Genomic DNA, 18,050 nt, shown 5'->3' on the forward strand with positions numbered 1-18,050 from the left:
ATTATTTTTTGAATTTAAGGTTGTATTTGATAACCATGTCGATCAATGTGATTGAAGCATCTTCCATCTGGTTCAGGATAGCTTCCAATTTGCTCAACAAATAGTTATAGAATACCTGAAGGATCAAAGCAACAACAAGACCACCTACTGTTGTGATCAAAGCCACTTTCATACCACCGGCAACAACCGTCGGGCTGATATCACCAACCTGTTCGATTTTGTCGAACGCCATAACCATACCTACTACAGTACCCAAGAATCCTAATGACGGAGCCATAGCGATAAACAATGTGATCCATGACATGTTCTTTTCCAAAAGACCACCCTGTACACCACCGTAAGAAACGATTGATTTTTCAACAACGTCGATACCCTGGTCAATTCTCATCAAACCCTGGTAAGCGATAGATGCGATAGGACCTCTTGTATCACGAGCGATAGCTTTTGCTCCTTCTACATCACCTTTATCAAGTGCATCTTCAATACCTTTTAATAATTTGCTTGCATTAGTTTCAGCCAGATTCAAGTAAATAATTCTTTCAAGGCAGAAAGCCAAACCGAAAATCAAAGCGATAGCAACCAAACTCATGAAGTCGGCACCACCTTCGATAAACTTAGTTTTTAAAGCCTGATACATGCCACCTTCAACAACTTGTTCAGTAGCCTCTTGAGCAAATGCTACAGTAGAAGTTCCAAGGGCGCAAATACCCAAGAATGTTTTTGCAAAATACTTTTTCATTGTGTGTTTAATTTTTAAGATTAATAATTCTCTTATTTGTTTTTATTTTTGTTGTTAATAATATCCTCATGGTATTTAAGCGGAGAGAGCGGGATTCGAACCCGCGATACACTTTAGGCGTATACACGCTTTCCAGGCGTGCCTCTTCAACCACTCGAGCATCTCTCCAATTTTCAGCCTTCGTCTCCTCTAAAACGAGCGCAAAATACGAAAAAATTCCCATATGCAAACGTTTCAGTGCACAAATCTAAAGTTTTTGCTTGACATATACACAATATCTGAGGGAATAAATTTTGCATCTGACCTTAAAATTTGAAACTAAGCCTTTTTATTTGGAATTTTGAATAAATCCAAGGCGTTTTTTCTTGTTATTTGTACGGTTTCATCAAGCGTAAGACCGAATGTGTCCGCTACCTTCTCTGCCGTCTTCCATATATATACTGGTTCATTTCTTCTCCCTCTGTAGGGCACCGGAGCCAGGTAGGGAGCGTCGGTTTCCAGTACTATATGATTCATGTCGGTGCATTGAATAGTTTCCGACAGTTTCGAATTTTTGAAAGTTATGACACCATTGATTCCCAGTTTGAAATTTTTTAGCTTTCCGATCTCCTCCAATTCGTCTGTTGTACCGGTAAAGCTATGAAAAACACCCTTTAATTTGTCCGCACCGACTTTACGGATACTGTCCAATACCTCGGAATAGGCTTCACGGGTGTGGATGGCAACCGGCAAGTCCAGGTCGATACTCCATCGCAACTGTTCTTCAAAGACTATTTTTTGTTCTTTCAGATAGGTTTTATCCCAGTAGAGGTCGATCCCGATTTCCCCGATTCCACAGTAAGTCCGTTTCCCCAGATAGGATTCTGTCGTTTTTAGATTTCCGGCATAGTCTCCGTTCACACTGGTCGGATGCAGCCCCATCATTGGATAGGCAAAATCAGGAAAACGATCACATAGATCATGCATCCGGCCGATAGTTTCGACATCTACATTGGGGAGCAGGAGCGTATCGATACCCGATTCACGGGCGGCGTTTACCAGCACCTCTTGTTCCGGATCGAAATCTTCCAGATACAAATGGTTGTGCGTATCTATTAGTTTCATTTTTTAAGACTGGCGGTACATTAAACGGTTACTGACCTCTTTTAATATGTTTAATTTCTCCGGGGCAACGTTCAATCGGGATAAATGCTCCATTGCCTTATCGTAATATCCCTGCATTTTAGCAATGGTAATATCTTTCAGATGCAATTCATTATATATAGCAGTGACAGCTTCGATCTTTTCTGCCGCTACAAATGTCGTTTTGCCGATCCAGTCATTCAGGACTGCTTTTTGTTCGGGTGAAGCCAGTTCAAACGCATGTATCAGCAGGAATGTCTTTTTATTGCAGGTGATGTCGCCTCCGATATTTTTTCCGAAAGTGGCAGTGTCTCCATAGACGTCCAGCAAATCATCCTGTAGCTGAAAAGCCAGTCCGATGTTTATACCGAAGTCATACAGGTTGGCAGCGTCTTCTTTGGATGCACCGCCTGTAATTGCTCCGATTTTTAAACTGCAAGCAAGTAAAACCGCTGTTTTTAACCGGATCATTTCTATATATTCAGGCTCGGTAACATCCATGCGGGATTCAAATTCCATATCATATTGCTGTCCTCCGCATATTTCGAGTGCTGTTTCTGTGAACAGGTCGAATACTTCCTTTAAATAGTCTGGTTCTGTTTTTCCGATCAGCTGGTAAGCTGCAATCAACATGGCATCTCCGGAAAGGATGGCCGTATTGTCGTTCCATACTTTATGGACAGTCGGTTTATTTCTTCTTTTATCAGCCTTATCCATCAGGTCATCATGAAGCAGGGTGAAGTTGTGGAATACTTCAACACCCAATGCAGGGTTGATGACGTTATCAATATTTTCTTTATATAAATTACAGGCCATTAAAGCCAGTGCCGGACGGATCCTTTTTCCTCCAAGCGACAGGATATATTCTATTGGATCATATAAACTTTTGGGGGGATATTCAAAACTCAGTTGGGAAACTTCATGTTCTACTTTTTCCAGGATCTCATTGAAAGACAACATATAGATTAAAATTACGGATAAGACGAAATAAAAAAGGCTGCAAATTCACAGCAGCCTTTTTTAGTATGTTAAAAAAATATTATTGCAATCTGAAGGTAACAGGTACTGTATATTTAACACGTACTGGTTTACCTCTCTGCTTACCAGGAGACCATTTCGGCATGGTGTTGATCACACGGATAGCTTCTTTATCCAAAGAAGGGTCTACACCGCGGATAACTTCTGCGTCAACGATTGAACCGTCCTTATTAACCACGAATGAACAAGTAACACGACCTTGGATACCGTTTTCCTGTGCAATAACCGGATATTTGATGGATTTGGCGAGGAACTGAAGCAGTGCTCCCTGTCCACCCGGGAATTCCGGCATTGTTTCTACAACGGTAAAGATCTGTTGAGCGGATTCTTCTTCTTCTTCAACGACTGCCGGAGCTACATAGGCTTCTACCTGTGCAGAACTTTGGTCGTCCTCAGATGAGATGATATCCACTTGGTCCAGTTCCACGTCGTCATCCACGATGTTCAGCTGTTCTACGGCAGCTGGCGCAGGGGGTGGCGGTGGAGGCGGAGGAGTGTCCTCCGGTCTTGTAATTTCAATTTCTTCTTCAGCGATGATATCAGCTACGCCTTCATTCTTGACGATTTCGATATCACGGGTTCCCCATTCGAACCCAACGAACAGAACAGCCAAACCCACAATCATACCCATCAGGATACCGAGTGTTTTGCCTCCTTCCAAGTCCGCTTTCGGTGATTTCTTAACTTCCATACTCTTATAATGTTTAAAGATGTGTTTTCCTGTACTGCAAAAATACAAATTATTTTATATCCCAATATAAAAAGGGAGAAATACTTCAATATTTTCACTTTATTTTTGAACCAAAATAAAAATAATGGTGTTTATATACCTTTTTCCTGTTTTTTCCGTTTCTCTTTATGGAATATATTATAACTGCATTTTATCTTTGTACGCATTTTGCTAAGAAAATATGAGACATACATTAATTATATTGTTCTTTTCTTTCGTTTTACAATCGGTCGCGGCACAATCCGGAGATCAGGTGTTTGAATTTCTGACTTTACCATCATCTGCCAGGGCCAATGCTTTGGGGGGGCATACCGTGTCATTGGTAGAACGTGATCCGTCCCTTATCTTTCACAACCCGGCGCTGCTTGGAGGTGAAATGGACGGGATGATCAATCTGGATTACATGAATTATATTGCAGATGTGAACGTGGGGAGCGCCCTGTTTACTAAAGCATTTCGTGAACGTGGAGCCTGGGGAGCAGGAGTCCATTATTTCCATAACGGGAAATTCAAGGGAATGGATGAGAATAATCAGTCGACAGGTGACTTCACAGCCAGTGATATCGCTGTGAACGGTTTCTTTTCGTATGATCTCTCTGAACGCTGGCGGGGCGGTGTCTCCATGAAGTTCCTTTATTCCAATTATGATATTTACACCTCGTTGGGATTATGTTTCGATGCCGGGCTGAGTTATTATAATTCGGAAAAGGAGTTTTCATTCGGTGTCGTACTGAAAAATATCGGGGCACAGTTGAAGCCTTATTATGAAGACCGCCAAAAAATGCCGTGGGATATCCAGATGGGGATTTCTAAAAAGATGAACCATGCCCCTTTGCGTTTGTCACTAACGGCTATGTATCTGAATCGTTGGAAATTTGATTATATAGATAATGCGGATAAAGAGTATAAAGGTGATAATTTTGCCAAAGCATTATTTAAGCATCTGGTAATCGGTATCGATTATATACCAGCGAAAACTTCTGGATTGGGGTGGGATTCAATCCGAAGACTAAAATGGATATGAAATTGCAGGGAGGCGGAAACGGGTTGGCAGGCTTTTCTGCCGGAGCCGGCGTGAAGATAAAGATGTTTGATGTCGGTGTCTCTTTTGCTAAATATCATCCGTCGGCTATGTCGATGATGATGAGTGTTTCGACTACGCTGGCCGATTTTAAACCTTAGGAAATATAAATAAATGTAAGAATGAAAAAGATAGTAATCGCTATAGACGGAGTTTCCTCTACAGGAAAAAGTACTATGGCAAAAGATTTGGCAAAGGAAATAGGTTATACATATATTGATACCGGTGCCATGTATCGTGCTGTTACATTATATTGTATACAGCATAATTTGTTTAAAGGGGATCAGATCGATGAAGAGAAACTTCAGGAATCGATGAATGATATCCATATATCTCTCCGGTTTAATCCGGAAACCGGCCGGCCGGATACTTATCTGAATGGCGTGAAGGTTGAAAAGGAAATCCGTGGAATGGAAGTAGCCAGATGGGTCAGTCCGGTAGCGACTTTGGGTTTCGTTCGCCGTGCGCTGGTTGCCATGCAGCAGGAGATGGGCAAGGAGAAAGGTATAATCATGGACGGAAGAGATATAGGTACGGTTGTATTTCCGGAGGCAGAATTGAAAATTTATGTGACAGCCAGTCCGGAAGTACGTGCGCAGCGCCGTCTGGATGAACTGAAAGCAAAAGGGGAGGCCGCTTCTTTCGAAGAAGTACTTGAAAATGTGAAGACGCGGGATCATATCGATTCTACCCGTAAAGAAAGTCCGCTGCGCCAGGCCGATGATGCTGTGGTGCTGGATAATTCGCACATGACTATCGCTGAACAAAAAGCGTGGCTTCTTGTTCAATATAATAAAGCTGCGGTGGAATAAATAATCATGATTGAAGTCGAAATAGATAAAGGTTCCGGATTCTGTTTTGGAGTTGTTACAGCTATTGAAAGCGCTGAACGTGAACTGGACAACACAGATATCCTGTATTGCCTGGGTGACATTGTACATAACAGCCTGGAGGTAGAACGTCTTCAGGCACAAGGATTACGCACTATCGATCACCATGAATTTTCCAGGCTGAAAGGAAAAAAAGTCTTGCTTCGTGCACATGGAGAACCTCCTTCTACCTACGAGATTGCAAAGCAGAATGAGATAACGATCGTCGATGCAACGTGCCCGGTTGTGCTCCAGTTGCAACGGAAGATACATAAATGTTATCAAGAGACGCGTGAAAATAAAACACAACTGGTGATTTACGGCAAAAAAGGACATGCCGAAGTAAACGGCCTTGTCGGCCAGACAGATGGTACGGCCATTGTGGTTGAAAAGATAGAAGACCTGGACCGTTTGGATTTCAGCCGTGATATTTGTCTTTTCTCCCAGACGACAAAGTCTTTGGACGGGTTCCGTAAGATCGTGGAAGAAATATATAAACGGAAAACGGAGGATACCCGTTTTGAATACCACGATACGATTTGCCGTCAGGTGGCAAACCGCCTTCCAAATATAAAGGCCTTTGCTTCCAGCCATGACTGGGTTTATTTTGTGGCGGGAAAGAAAAGTTCGAACGGTAAGATGTTGCTGGAAGAATGCCGGAAAGCAAATCCGAATACTCTCTTTATTTCTGAGGTAAAAGAGATAACCGAACCGCTGCCTGCCGGTGTCCGCCGTGTAGGAGTCTGCGGTGCCACATCGACCCCTAAATGGCTGATGGAAGAGGTTGCCGTGCGTATCCGGGAGTTGAATGCAAGCCGGTGATAAAACGGTTAAGATTTCATGAAGTTTAAGAGAAAATGAAAGAATGTTGGTAAATAATTACTATTTTTGCCGCGAATAATTTAAAATAAAGACGCTATGTCTACAATTAAATGTATTGGCATTTTAACGTCCGGAGGTGATGCTCCCGGAATGAACGCTGCCATCCGTGCAGTGACGCGTTCCGCTATCTATAACGGGATGAGAGTTAAAGGTATTTTCCGAGGATACAGAGGATTGATTACAGGTGAGATTGAAGAGTTCAAGACACAAAATGTAAGTAACATCATCCAGCGTGGTGGAACAATATTGAAGACAGCTCGTTGTTTGGAGTTTAAGACTCCCGAAGGCCGTAAGCAGGCATACGACAAGTTAATGGAAGAGGGGATCGACGCCCTGATCGCCATCGGTGGTGACGGAACGTTGACCGGTGCGCGCATCTTTGCACAGGAGTTCAATTATCCGATAGTCGGCGTTCCCGGTACGATCGATAATGACTTGTATGGTACGGATGTAACGATCGGTTATGATACGGCATTGAACACTATCATGGAATGTGTGGATAAGATACGTGACACAGCCACTTCCCACGACCGTCTGTTCTTTATCGAAGTAATGGGACGTGATGCCGGTTTCCTGGCTTTGAACGGTGCGATTGCTTCAGGTGCCGAAGCGGCTATTATCCCGGAAATTTCCATGGAGAAAGACCAGTTGGCAGAAATGATCGAAAACGGTTTCCGTAAATCGAAGAACAGTAGTATCGTATTGGTTGCAGAAAGTGAAGTAACCGGCGGTGCCATGGGAGTTGCCGAACGTGTGAAAACTGAATATCCGCAATTTGATGTTCGTGTATCTATCCTCGGACACTTGCAGCGTGGCGGATCTCCGACAGCCCAGGACCGTATTCTGGCTACCCGCATGGGAGTTGCAGCCGTTGATGCTTTGCTGGATGATCAGCGTAATGTCATGATGGGTATCCAGAATGACCAGATCGTATATGTTCCGTTCTCAAAAGCGATCAAGAATGACAAACCGATCAACCGTGATCTGCTGAATACACTGCGTGTGTCTTCTATCTGATCCGGCATTGAAAAAGAGAATATAAAAAAGCCCGTTGAATCAAATGATCCGACGGGCTTTCTTTTTATATATCAATTAAGTTTATTTCTTTGACAGGTTTTCCAGAAACAGGTCCATCATTCTTTTGGCAGCTACGAATGAACTGATCTCATTCTTTAGCACCTGTTGTTCGGTGGAAGACAGCATGCTTTCTACAGCCGGATTGTGATAGAATGTTTCCCGTAATGTATCATTGATGCTTTCGTACATCCAATACTTGGCTTGTTCGTTCCGCTTATAACCGAAATAGCCGTTCTTTTTAGTAAATTCCATATATTCACCGACCATATCCCAGATTTCCTTGATACCTAAATTATAATATCCGGAGTAAGTCAGCACTTTGGGAAACCATCCGGAATCAGCGGGTGGAAAAAGGTGCAAAGCGTTCTTGAACTGGGCAGCAGCCAGCTTTGCCTTATCGATATTGTCGCCATCCGCTTTGTTGATGATGATCCCGTCTGCCATTTCCATAATACCACGCTTGATGCCCTGCAACTCGTCACCTGTGCCGGCTAACTGGATGAGTAGGAAGAAGTCGACCATCGAGTGAACAGCCGTCTCACTCTGTCCGACACCAACCGTTTCAACGAATACGGTATCGAAGCCGGCAGCTTCGCACAAAACGATCGTTTCACGTGTTTTGCGGGCGACACCTCCCAATGATCCTGCCGAGGGGGAAGGGCGGATAAACGCATTTTTCTCACGTGACAGGGCTTCCATACGGGTTTTGTCACCGAGAATACTACCTTTGGATCGTTCGCTACTCGGGTCGATAGCCAATACAGCGAGTTTGCGTCCCTCTTTGATCAGGTGCATGCCGAAAGCATCGATAGACGTACTTTTTCCGGCTCCGGGAACACCCGTAATACCGATACGGACTGATTTGCCTGCATGCGGAAGACATTTTTCAATGATTTCCTGGGCTATTTGCTGATGTTCATATTTCGCACTTTCAACCAGCGTGACAGCCTGGCTGAGGATGGTTATATTACCTTTCAGTATCCCTTCGACGAACTCGGAAGGGGTATATTCTCTGCGTAGTCTTTTTTTGAGGTATGGGTTTACAGTCGGTACGTCGGCTACTCCCTTGTTTACCTTTAATCCTCTGTAAAGATCGTCGTTTTCGGGATGTTCCATGATGAATAATTATTTAATGTGCTAATGTGCCAATATGCCAATCGAAAAAAACATTGGCATATTGGCACATTGTTTTAATTGGCTTATTATTTCTCTGCTGTTACCTTTATCAGGCGAACAGGACCGTTCGGGTCGTTACATACAATATTTACTAGTGCTTCCAGTTTCGTCTTGATCTCTCGCGGACGGACTGATATTTTAAATGTCGCCGTTGTTCCCGGTTTTACTTCTTTCTTTCCTCCTGAAATATCTACCCGTTCATCGTCGCAGGTAAAGCTATGGATGATAAGCGGAGACTTCCCGGTGTTGGTCACGTCGACAGTACCGGTCACTTTTCCACCGATCAGAGGAATGAAACTTCCCTTTTCCGGTAATTTGCCGAAGTCAAGTAATGTGCCGGATAACTGTGCAACCGGTGCCTGTGCCTTTTCTGCAACCGAAAGTTTACCGAAGTTGTCGATGATATTGGCTGCGACATGTACTCCACCGGAAACATCTTTCTGACCTATACTTTCGATCGTTAAAGGTATTTCTGTTGTAACCCGGCCTTTTCTTTTGGTTGCTTTGGCATCGAGGAGTAAAGTTATTTCACCGACTTCATCCGGTGCCAGTTGGGTTGGATGTACTTCGACAGTCAGGAAATGAGGAACTTTTCCCGGATGGATTGTCAGGGTTGTCTTTCCTTCATTCTTTACGCTGATCTTTTCACCCAGAGTTTCGTCGGGACGGATACTGCTGTACAGGACCGTCTTGGTCTGCATCTTCAGGTCACCAATCGAATACGGGTAAATTAGAACCGGTGTAAGCGGTTTCGGTGTCACATTCCCTTTGATTGCCAGTGTATAACTGCCTTTCTTACCATTGCTGAATATGGAAATCGTTTTATAAAAAGGGCCGGGACGGCCTTTGGGGTTGTAAGTTACTTTTACATTACCCGTTTTTCCCGGAGCGACCGGCTCTTTTGTCCATTCCGGCTGCGTACAACCGCAAGACGCTGTAACACGGGTGATGACGAGTGGGCCGTCTCCCGTATTTTTTATTTCAAAAGTATGACTGGCCGGTCCGTCAGCTTCAGCGATTGTACCGAAGTTGTACGTCAGTTCGTCTGCACTTATCTGAGCTCCGTTCTGTGCTGCCATATGCACAGCAAAGAATAATATGCCGCAAAGGATAAAGCTCAGTCTTTTCATATTCAGCATTCTTTGTTTTTAGTTTTGCTTGTTGGAAATCAAATTACCTCTCCCCGTATTGTCAGGATAAAACTTCCGGTTTTCCCGTTACTGTAAACAGAAATTGTTTTTGAGAACGGGCCGGGACGTCCTTTCGGATCGTATGTTATCTTGATGTCTCCGCTTGCTCCCGGAGCGATCGGTTCTTTTGTCCATTCCGGAGTCGTACAACCGCAGGAAGCGATGACGCGGGTAATAACCAGCGGCGCATCTCCTGTGTTTTTTACGACAAATGTCGCGGAAACTTTTCCGTCAGCTTCTTTTATCTGTCCAAAGTCATGAGAGGTTTCGTCTGCTGCGATAACAGCTTTTTTCTGAGCTGAGGCCATTCCTGTAGCAAGCAGGATCGCCATAAAAATAAAAATAATCTGTTTCATTTTACTTTTTATTTAGCTATTGTTTATTCTACAAAGATAGACAATTGAATTGAAAATTGAGAATTGAAAATTGAAAATTACCTTTGGACGGATATAAGAACATTCTGCTACTCTTCATATTCAATCCCTAATTTTCAATTTTTAATTTTCAATTAACCGTGAGGTTCGTGCCTTCCGTATGTGAAACGAATTCAGGTGCGTACAGGCATTGGATGGTACTTAGTCCTCCGGCATATTCACCGGTGCGGGACACGTAAACCGGATATTCAATAACGAAAGTTCCTTCCGGCAGGCGGCTGAAGAAGAAGTTTTCGGAAACATCCGTAGGCGACTGGTAATAGGCGACTCCGTCTCTGAACTGTGTTCCTGATAGCTGGTTGGCTGGTTCGAAACAGCCGGCGCGCAGGTCTTTCAGGAATACGTAATCCATTTCGCGATCTGTCCGGATAGTCAGGCGTACGATTACTTTGTCTCCGACGCGGAGCTTTCCGTTTTCTACCGGTACAATCTGTAAGCCGCTGCCGCTGTTGTTTTCGATGAATAATTTCTTTTCAACATTGAGTACACCTTTCTGTTTTTCCACTTTGTCGATGTTTTCGAAATACTGTTCGTAAACGGCTTCCCAGGCAGGTGTATTTCCTTCCTTCCGAATGGAAATGGAATTACTACCGGAAGAAATTTCTTTTTCATCCAGTACCACTTTCAGATAACCGGTGGCTGTTTCACCTTCGGCAGTGCTGTATGTTTTGCCGCCCCATGTTACGGTGCAGGTATTATTTTCATTCAGCCAGTCGTTTCCGGTCAGGATTAATGCGTAGATTGCATTCAGTGTTGCAGGAACAGATTCCCAGTTCTGCGTACGTTTCTGATTCAACAGCCATTGTTTCATACGGTCGGTGTCTTTCTTATCTTGCGATAAGGTATTGAACACTTTCATCAGCAGGCAATGAGTGTCGATCGGCGAAGTGAAATAACTGTTACTTCTCCGGTTATTGGCCCAATACATACCCTGTTCGGTAGTCGTGGTGGCTGTTTTGCGCAACCAGGCCAATATCGTATTGGCAACCTCTTTCTTGCCGTTGCGGTACATCAACAGGGCGATTTCACCTTTTCCGTAAAGGGATTGTTCGCCCCAGGTCTTTTCTGCCTGCGTTGTATAGAAACGGATTGCTTCGCGGGCATCACCCAGTTCCGGAATGTCGCGGTAAGCGCTGCGGACATAGAGAAATTCGAGTTGCAATGCGTTCGGAACGCTGCTCTGCCATTTCTTGTTGTTCTTTTGCAGGCTTTCATAATCGGACTGCATTTGTTTGTCCAGATATTTGAGCGCTTTCATCTGCATTTCCTTTTCCTGTTGTCCGTATTGTACGGCGCTCATTTCAACCAACTGGGACATCCCTTTCAGGATAGACAGTGTTATTTCGCGGCTTGCCGGGAAACCTTTGAACCAGCTCCATCCGCCATCTTCGTTTTGTAGCTTTACTATTTGTTGCATGGCTACTTCGCGTTGTTGTGCTGCCCGGTTCATATCAAACAACAGGGATAAACGCTGTTTTTGTTCCGTTTCATTCTCGGCTGCCAGCACCCAGGGAGTTTCTTCCAGCAGGATATTTTTCAACTCCTGATTCTTCTGGAGATTTGAATAAAGGGTAGAAGCGGTTCCGCCCTGTGCCTTCCACTGGCTGATTACTTGCTGGATGCGCGGATTGGCTGTTGCGATATAATTAGCCAGCGTATTGCTATAATAAGAGGCGAACCAGGAAATGACATTGTCATTTGTCGGTTGGGTAAGCGTAGGCAAAGCCTGTACGGCATACCAGATTGGATTGCCTGTCAGCTCCAATGTCATTCTGAACGGATTGCGGCTGTCCGTTCCATTCTTTCCCGACAACCGGATTTGTTTTTCTCCGTTCTCCATCAGGTAGAAAGGTGTGCTTTCCGTTACCAGTATTTGGTTGGAGAGAACCGGAATCAAATGTTGTTCACCGTCACTACCGGATTCGGAATCTGCTACGATGCGGCAACCAATCAGATTGGTGGTCTCCGGTACGCGGAAAGTCCATGAAGCGGTGGTGATGCTGTCGGCAGACAAGGTAAACGGCTTTTGTGATTTTGTCAGACAGATAACCGGTTGGTCGGTTGCCGGGTCGAACAATTCAAGGCTGACACGTCCGTTGATAGTCGCTTTTGAATTGTTGATAACCTGTGTGCTGACGGATACTTCGTCACCCTGGCGCATGAAGCGTGGCAGGTTCGGCAATACCATCAATGGTTTGCTGCTGATGACTTCTTTGGTCAGCATGCCGTATTTCATGTCTTCCGTATTGGCCAGTGCCTGGAACTTCCAGGTCGTATTGCTTTCCGGTAACGTGAACTGTACCATGACGTCTCCCTCCTCATTCGTCAGTAATGACGGATAGAAGAAAGCGGTTTCGTTGAAGTTTTCGCGTATCTGGACAACTTGCTGCTCTGACATTCCCTTTTCAGCCGGAGCTCCGTCTGCCAGAGAGAAGACAGCCATATCTGATTCAACCTCTACTTCATCGTCTGCAACCATTTCTACATTTCCGGTAGCGGTTGCAGCGTCATGAGTTCTGTAACCGATAACCTGTGCTTCAGCAGCGGCCATAGGGGCTGCCGACTTCATCATGATGCCTCCGGCATACATTCCACGGTTTCTGAAATTCATGATTCCTTGCCAGTTCAAGCGGTCATATTGATAATCCGGAACATTGACATTTTTCGACTCTTCTGATTTATAAGCTGTCTTATCATCCATGCCGATGCCTCTGTTGAAAGAGGGGGCGGACAAGTAGAAATATCTTCTCGGGTCGAAATTCCATCTGAAGGAACCGGATGGTAATATCTTATCTAACGACGCATCGTACATGCTGGCCAGCATTTCTGCAATAACAGGCATGGAGTCTGCATCTAAGATCCTGAATTTCCATGTCTCTTTATTGCCGGGTAGCAGATGGTCACGGAAGGTAATCGGTTTGATTGCCAATGAGAGATTCGGTTGTTGGCGTTTAATATCAGTTCGTGATGTATATAATTTGCCGTCTTTTACAAAGGTAAATTGTGCCACGACTCCTTCCCCGTAGCTTTCCATGAATGGGATACGGAAGAGATGGTTTTCATTACTCAGTACGATGCGTTTGCGTGAAATACATTGGTTGTCCTGGTAAAGTTCATATAAAATATGTGCGTCTTTGTCGGATGTGCCAAACAATATCTTCGCCTCTTCACCGGGAAGACACCAGACTTTTTCATCTAACATCCAGGTGTGCATGAATACCGGCGGTCTTTTATCGCGTAAACTATATAGGATGAAATCCTGCTTTGTAGTAACCGGACGTCCTTGTGAATCATTTGCATCCAGCTTGATTTGATAACGGCCGGAAGCTAGTTTGGCGAATACATTTTTATCAATCGTTTTACCGGATGTAAAATTACCGGTTGCCACCTGTTCTTTTACTTCATATTCAATGATTCCGTATTTGGACGGTTTTTTGGTGTCGCCCAATCTGTTTATCGTATAAGTCCCATTCACTGTTATTTTTTCACCGTTCAGTGTTTGTGCCGATACGGAAGCCTTTACAGAATCTTTGTCGAGCTGTCCGGAAAGGTCGGTATTCAGGACAATACTTGATGTCCCAACAGAGAATACGGAAGTCGCTTCCTGGGTTTCACCATTGCTGTCGGTTAATGTGGCTGTGACCAGATAACTTTGATAGGCAGGGAAATTGCTACTTGATTTTTCCGGACGGAAACTGAAAGAGAATGTCCCGTCGCTGTTCACAGTAACCTGTCCTTCTGCTACTTGTTCGTTAGAAAAACTACTGATGTAGCTGCGTAACCAGAAGGGACGTTTGTTGATACGATAAGTAATCTCTCCGCTTTGCAGGGAGATACCGGAAAAAGTCTGTGCTTTTCCCTGGATTGTCACCAGGTCGCCAAACGTAATTTCACCTTTTACCGGAAGTAAATCAATGAAGAAAGTGGGACGTTTGTATTCCTCTACACGGAAATTCACACTTTGATATTCGGTAGACAGCGTGAACATTCCTCCAAGGGTTTGCTGAGGCAAAGTGAATTCACCGTTGAAAGAACCGAATTTATTTGTCTTGAACTCTTTGGTGGCCACTTCTTTCCAGTTCGCATCCCTGAGAGTTACTTTGAACGTTTCGCCTTCAATGGCATGAGGCTTGTCGGTCGTATTTGTGTAAGCGATTCCTTTGAAATACAGATTTTGTCCCGGGCGGTAAAGTCCGCGGTCTGTAAACAGGGCCAGTTCCGGACGTTTTGTCTGGCTGATTTCCCGTCGTCCGTTCGGATAAACGGCTGTCAGCATTGTTTGTGAATCTCCCGGACGGGCCACCTGATAAGCCATCATATCGTGTTTATGTGGAAAGACAGCGATGCCGTCTTTATCTGTTTTTACGGTTCCCTGTGGTTGCATCTCACGGCGTTTTCCCGAATAATAAGTTACTGAGGCATCAGTGATTGGTTTGCCACTTAAATAATCGGTCACCAATACTTCCGTATTTCCATTTTGCATACTGCGCGAAATGGCAGCCAAGCGGCTTACCTCGAATAGATTGTTCGTTTTCAGATTCGTTCCGGGAGCGGTAATAACACATTCATACAATCCTGTCTGGTCCATCGGGATGACGAGGCTCGTATCCAGCTCGGTATAGGTATTCGGTACTTTTAATGAAAAAGTAACTTCTTTGACCAGGGTTCCCAAATTGTTTGCAGTATCCTGAGTGTTATAATTAAGTGTCTGTTGCGGAGTTTTCAGGCTCTTGTATATGCGAGCGGTAATCTGCCGGATATTTTGATATCTGAGTTTTAGAGTCAGTTTTTTTCCGGGATACACATTATTGTCTGTGTTGACTTGCAGGAACGGGTTTTGCATATTGGCCAGCCTATTTTTTATCAGGCCGATCCGTTCATAGTTCGGAAAGCGGGCAATTGTTTCTTTGCAAAGTTCGTACTCGGCAGTTTTCAGAGAATCCATATTGGCTTCTGTTCCATATCCGTAAAATCCGTTATTCAGTTTAGCTGCAATGATTTCCACGGAATAATCTTTATTACCGTAGATGGCCAACAGGCTATCCAGTGCGGATGTATAATTATTTCTTGCCTGTTCGGAATAGCGGGTGGTATATTTGAATCTCAGATAGTCCAGGTTGGCAAGCATGGCTGCTTTTTTGTCCGGTTGCGTGTTCAGATAGGCAATAAGTTCTTCATATATCTCTGTGGAAGGAGCGATGTCAAGAGCACGGAACGCCAGAAAGTCATATAATGTAGGGCGCAGGGCAGGCGTGTCTTTTCCAGTCTCCAGTATGGCTTTGAAATCGGATACCGGTGTTTCCTGCAACAGCTTCGCCGGTTGCAGGGATGCGGTCAGTTCTTCCTTTATCTTATTCGTGAAAAGGTTTGAAGTCCATTCGCGGATATCTTCGGGAACGTATCCGGCCAGGTCGGTCCGCTGATTAATCTTCCAGCGGTTCATCGTATAATACTGATTGTACATCTCGGCAACCATCGAGTGTAGTACGGCTGTAGAAGCCGGTTCTTTACATTCGGCCGCATAGTTTTCCACTTCCTTGATAAGTTCGGGGAAGTCATCGTCATTCACATCCAGTTGTTCTTTCATCCGGCTGATCAGCGCTTTGATGAGTTGCGGTGTATTTTTACCTTGAATAGCCTCGGTAATCATTTTGCTTTCATTTTTAGGTTGTGCCGCATTTGTATACATGATAACCGCTGAAATACAGCATAGTATCAGGGCGGAAACAATAATAGCTTTTATCTTCATATCTATATGGGTTTACATGTTAAACAACGTTCTTTGCTATATAGATACAAAGAAAGGGTAAAAAGATGTAAACTGTTTGTTAATAAGGTGTAATAATAAATTGGCGTGGTAATAAGTAATGAGGAGGTGTAAGGTTCAGGATTTCTATAGGAAGGTTATTGTTTTCGACGTCCTCATAAATGTTTTCGACGTCCTCATAAACATTCACGAGGGCGTCAAAAATATTTATGAGGCCCTCGTGAACAGGAAACTATCTGTACTATCATTTATTTCTTGCGAACGTAAGTCAGGAATGTGTACGGATAAGCGTGTTTTGCATCCGCCGGGAATTCCTGGCGTTCTACTTCTTCCCATAAATCCCAGTTTACGACAGGGAAAAAAGTATCAGCATCTTTAAACTCACCATGTACGCGGGTGATGTACATTTTGTCTGCGATGCGTAAAGCCTGACGATACACCAATGCACCGCCGAGGATGAATATTTCATCTTCTTTTTCACAAATATCCAGTGCCGAACCCATCGATTCGCAACCGAAGCAGTTCACAAAACCGGCTTCCGGCAAGGTGGTCAGGACTACATTCTTCCGGTTGGGAAGCGGTCCTTTGGGCAGAGATTCGAATGTTTTACGTCCCATGATTACGGCGTGGCCGGTTGTCAAATCTTTAAAACGTCGCATATCGGCAGGCAAACGCCATAACAACTTGTTGTTTTTACCAATCGCGTTGTCATCAGCAATAGCGGCAATAATTGAAATAGTACTCATAAACTTATCGATTTATTAGTAATGTTTATATTCCGAATTAATAGTGTCACCGTTTATACCGCCACTTCTCCTTTGATATGGGGATGCGGGTCATAACCGGTCAGGTTGAAATCTTCGTATTTGAAATCGAAGATGTTTTTTACGTCCGGATTTATTTCCATCCGGGGAAGAGGACGCGGTTCGCGGGTAAGCTGAAGCTTTACCTGTTCGAGGTGATTGCTATAGATATGAGCATCCCCCAGCGTATGAACGAAATCTCCGGCTATAAGTCCTGTCGCTTGTGCCATCATTTGTAATAATAATGCGTAAGAAGCAATATTGAAAGGTACGCCCAGGAATATATCTGCACTGCGCTGATACATCTGTAAACTCAAGCGTCCGTTTGCCACATAAAACTGGAAAAACGCATGACAAGGCGGGAGGTTCATATTATCCAGGTCACCCACATTCCAGGCACTGACAATGATCCGTCGGGAATCCGGATTATGTTTGATCGTTTCGACAGCTTCGCTGATCTGGTCGATAGAACCACCTTTATAGTCCGGCCACGAGCGCCACTGGAAACCGTAGATATGTCCCAGGTTTCCATCGGGGTCTGCCCATTCATTCCAGATACGTACTCCATGTTCCTGCAGATATTTTGCATTGGTATCCCCTTGAAGGAACCAGAGTAACTCGTAAATGATAGACTTCAGATGCAGCTTCTTTGTCGTAAGCAGAGGAAATCCCTCTTCCAGATTGAATCGCATTTGATGACCGAAAATACTTTGTGTACCGGTACCTGTACGGTCTTCCTTCCTCACTCCCTCGGCTAATACGCGATTCAGCAATTCTAAATATTGTTTCATTTTTATCTCTATAGTAGCTTACAAAAGTACGAAAGGGATTTGTATAAAACAACAGGTATTTTTTTTTATGTTCTTTTCTCCGGCTACACGGGAGCAGGATATAGATAATAATGAGCCAATGTGGCAATATGCCAATGTTCCAATTTAGCAATAATTGAATCATCTGTTTATTGACAGGTTGTACCTGGCTCCCCTCTCGAGAGGGGGTAGGGGGTGTGTTAAAGCCAGTCAATAAAACAAGGCTTGTTACAGGTTTATTTGCCGTCTGCTTCAGCTGACGGATTAGTCAAGGGGTTATCTCATTGGACTTTAGTCCCATTTCTTACAGGTTTCTATCTAGGAGAAATGTGG

15 protein-coding genes and 1 tRNA gene are annotated in these 18,050 nt (G+C 44.1%); 5 read left to right on the plus strand and 11 right to left on the minus strand.

Features of this window, described 5'->3' with window-relative positions; translation table 11 throughout:
* Position 1 precedes the first annotated feature (1 nt).
* The 5 genes from DXA15_RS02045 to DXA15_RS02065 all read right to left on the minus strand — a co-directional run bounded on the left by DXA15_RS02045 (position 2) and on the right by DXA15_RS02065 (position 3,590).
* Positions 2 to 739, minus strand: a complete 738-nt coding sequence (locus tag DXA15_RS02045) for a MotA/TolQ/ExbB proton channel family protein (RefSeq protein WP_128132950.1) — start codon at positions 737 to 739, stop codon at positions 2 to 4.
* An 80-nt stretch (positions 740 to 819) separates the two neighbouring features.
* Positions 820 to 907 (minus strand) — tRNA-Ser (locus DXA15_RS02050).
* A 150-nt stretch (positions 908 to 1,057) separates the two neighbouring features.
* Complete coding sequence (locus DXA15_RS02055) at positions 1,058 to 1,843, minus strand: TatD family hydrolase (protein WP_128132951.1); 786 nt, start codon at positions 1,841 to 1,843, stop codon at positions 1,058 to 1,060.
* 3 nt (positions 1,844 to 1,846) lie between these two features.
* Positions 1,847 to 2,821, minus strand: coding sequence for a polyprenyl synthetase family protein (locus tag DXA15_RS02060; RefSeq protein ID WP_128132952.1), 975 nt, complete (start codon positions 2,819 to 2,821; stop codon positions 1,847 to 1,849).
* A 79-nt stretch (positions 2,822 to 2,900) separates the two neighbouring features.
* Positions 2,901 to 3,590 (minus strand): energy transducer TonB, encoded by a 690-nt coding sequence (locus DXA15_RS02065; RefSeq protein WP_128132953.1) that lies wholly within the window; start codon positions 3,588 to 3,590, stop codon positions 2,901 to 2,903.
* Positions 3,591 to 3,810: 220 nt separating this feature from the next.
* Between DXA15_RS02065 and porQ the strand changes: the two genes are divergently transcribed.
* The 5 genes from porQ to pfkA all read left to right on the plus strand — a co-directional run bounded on the left by porQ (position 3,811) and on the right by pfkA (position 7,478).
* Positions 3,811 to 4,653, plus strand: coding sequence for a type IX secretion system protein PorQ (gene porQ, locus DXA15_RS02070; RefSeq protein WP_233566681.1), 843 nt, complete (start codon positions 3,811 to 3,813; stop codon positions 4,651 to 4,653).
* Entirely contained in the window at positions 4,644 to 4,811 is a 168-nt protein-coding gene (locus DXA15_RS25800; RefSeq protein ID WP_233566683.1) for a hypothetical protein, read from the plus strand. The genes porQ and DXA15_RS25800 overlap by 10 nt, the downstream gene beginning before the upstream one ends.
* A 21-nt stretch (positions 4,812 to 4,832) precedes the next feature.
* Entirely contained in the window at positions 4,833 to 5,522 is a 690-nt protein-coding gene (cmk, locus tag DXA15_RS02075) for a (d)CMP kinase (RefSeq protein ID WP_128132954.1), read from the plus strand.
* A gap of 6 nt (positions 5,523 to 5,528) precedes the next feature.
* Entirely contained in the window at positions 5,529 to 6,401 is an 873-nt protein-coding gene (locus DXA15_RS02080) for a 4-hydroxy-3-methylbut-2-enyl diphosphate reductase (RefSeq protein WP_128132955.1), read from the plus strand.
* A 96-nt stretch (positions 6,402 to 6,497) separates the two neighbouring features.
* On the plus strand, positions 6,498 to 7,478 hold the full coding sequence (gene pfkA / locus DXA15_RS02085; protein WP_007654871.1) for a 6-phosphofructokinase: 981 nt from the start codon (positions 6,498 to 6,500) through the stop codon (positions 7,476 to 7,478).
* An 81-nt stretch (positions 7,479 to 7,559) separates the two neighbouring features.
* On the opposite strand, the gene meaB is transcribed toward pfkA, so the two are convergent.
* From meaB to DXA15_RS02115, 6 genes are all read right to left on the minus strand, one after another.
* Positions 7,560 to 8,654, minus strand: a complete 1,095-nt coding sequence (gene meaB, locus DXA15_RS02090) for a methylmalonyl Co-A mutase-associated GTPase MeaB (protein ID WP_128132956.1) — start codon at positions 8,652 to 8,654, stop codon at positions 7,560 to 7,562.
* 86 nt (positions 8,655 to 8,740) lie between these two features.
* Entirely contained in the window at positions 8,741 to 9,853 is a 1,113-nt protein-coding gene (locus DXA15_RS02095) for a DUF1573 domain-containing protein (RefSeq protein WP_128132957.1), read from the minus strand.
* A gap of 29 nt (positions 9,854 to 9,882) precedes the next feature.
* Complete coding sequence (locus tag DXA15_RS02100) at positions 9,883 to 10,260, minus strand: DUF1573 domain-containing protein (protein ID WP_128132958.1); 378 nt, start codon at positions 10,258 to 10,260, stop codon at positions 9,883 to 9,885.
* Positions 10,261 to 10,408: 148 nt separating this feature from the next.
* The gene (locus tag DXA15_RS02105; RefSeq protein WP_128132959.1) at positions 10,409 to 16,087 is read right to left on the minus strand and encodes an alpha-2-macroglobulin; all 5,679 of its coding nucleotides are present in this window, start codon (positions 16,085 to 16,087) and stop codon (positions 10,409 to 10,411) included.
* 266 nt (positions 16,088 to 16,353) lie between these two features.
* Positions 16,354 to 16,851 (minus strand): dihydrofolate reductase, encoded by a 498-nt coding sequence (locus DXA15_RS02110; RefSeq protein WP_128132960.1) that lies wholly within the window; start codon positions 16,849 to 16,851, stop codon positions 16,354 to 16,356.
* A 53-nt stretch (positions 16,852 to 16,904) separates the two neighbouring features.
* Positions 16,905 to 17,699, minus strand: coding sequence for a thymidylate synthase (locus DXA15_RS02115; protein WP_007654865.1), 795 nt, complete (start codon positions 17,697 to 17,699; stop codon positions 16,905 to 16,907).
* Positions 17,700 to 18,050: the final 351 nt, after the last annotated feature.

The sequence above is a fragment of the Parabacteroides sp. AM58-2XD genome, from assembly GCF_003463685.1.
GTDB lineage: Bacteria > Bacteroidota > Bacteroidia > Bacteroidales > Tannerellaceae > Parabacteroides > Parabacteroides segnis.

Coding starts and splice junctions, on each gene's coding strand:
- DXA15_RS02045 (WP_128132950.1), bottom strand. CDS start 739: ATGAAAAAGTATTTTGCAAAAACATTCTTGGGTATTTGCGCCCTTGGA.
- DXA15_RS02055 (WP_128132951.1), bottom strand. CDS start 1,843: ATGAAACTAATAGATACGCACAACCATTTGTATCTGGAAGATTTCGAT.
- DXA15_RS02060 (WP_128132952.1), bottom strand. CDS start 2,821: ATGTTGTCTTTCAATGAGATCCTGGAAAAAGTAGAACATGAAGTTTCC.
- DXA15_RS02065 (WP_128132953.1), bottom strand. CDS start 3,590: ATGGAAGTTAAGAAATCACCGAAAGCGGACTTGGAAGGAGGCAAAACA.
- porQ (WP_233566681.1), top strand. CDS start 3,811: ATGAGACATACATTAATTATATTGTTCTTTTCTTTCGTTTTACAATCG.
- DXA15_RS25800 (WP_233566683.1), top strand. CDS start 4,644: ATGGATATGAAATTGCAGGGAGGCGGAAACGGGTTGGCAGGCTTTTCT.
- cmk (WP_128132954.1), top strand. CDS start 4,833: ATGAAAAAGATAGTAATCGCTATAGACGGAGTTTCCTCTACAGGAAAA.
- DXA15_RS02080 (WP_128132955.1), top strand. CDS start 5,529: ATGATTGAAGTCGAAATAGATAAAGGTTCCGGATTCTGTTTTGGAGTT.
- pfkA (WP_007654871.1), top strand. CDS start 6,498: ATGTCTACAATTAAATGTATTGGCATTTTAACGTCCGGAGGTGATGCT.
- meaB (WP_128132956.1), bottom strand. CDS start 8,654: ATGGAACATCCCGAAAACGACGATCTTTACAGAGGATTAAAGGTAAAC.
- DXA15_RS02095 (WP_128132957.1), bottom strand. CDS start 9,853: ATGCTGAATATGAAAAGACTGAGCTTTATCCTTTGCGGCATATTATTC.
- DXA15_RS02100 (WP_128132958.1), bottom strand. CDS start 10,260: ATGAAACAGATTATTTTTATTTTTATGGCGATCCTGCTTGCTACAGGA.
- DXA15_RS02105 (WP_128132959.1), bottom strand. CDS start 16,087: ATGAAGATAAAAGCTATTATTGTTTCCGCCCTGATACTATGCTGTATT.
- DXA15_RS02110 (WP_128132960.1), bottom strand. CDS start 16,851: ATGAGTACTATTTCAATTATTGCCGCTATTGCTGATGACAACGCGATT.
- DXA15_RS02115 (WP_007654865.1), bottom strand. CDS start 17,699: ATGAAACAATATTTAGAATTGCTGAATCGCGTATTAGCCGAGGGAGTG.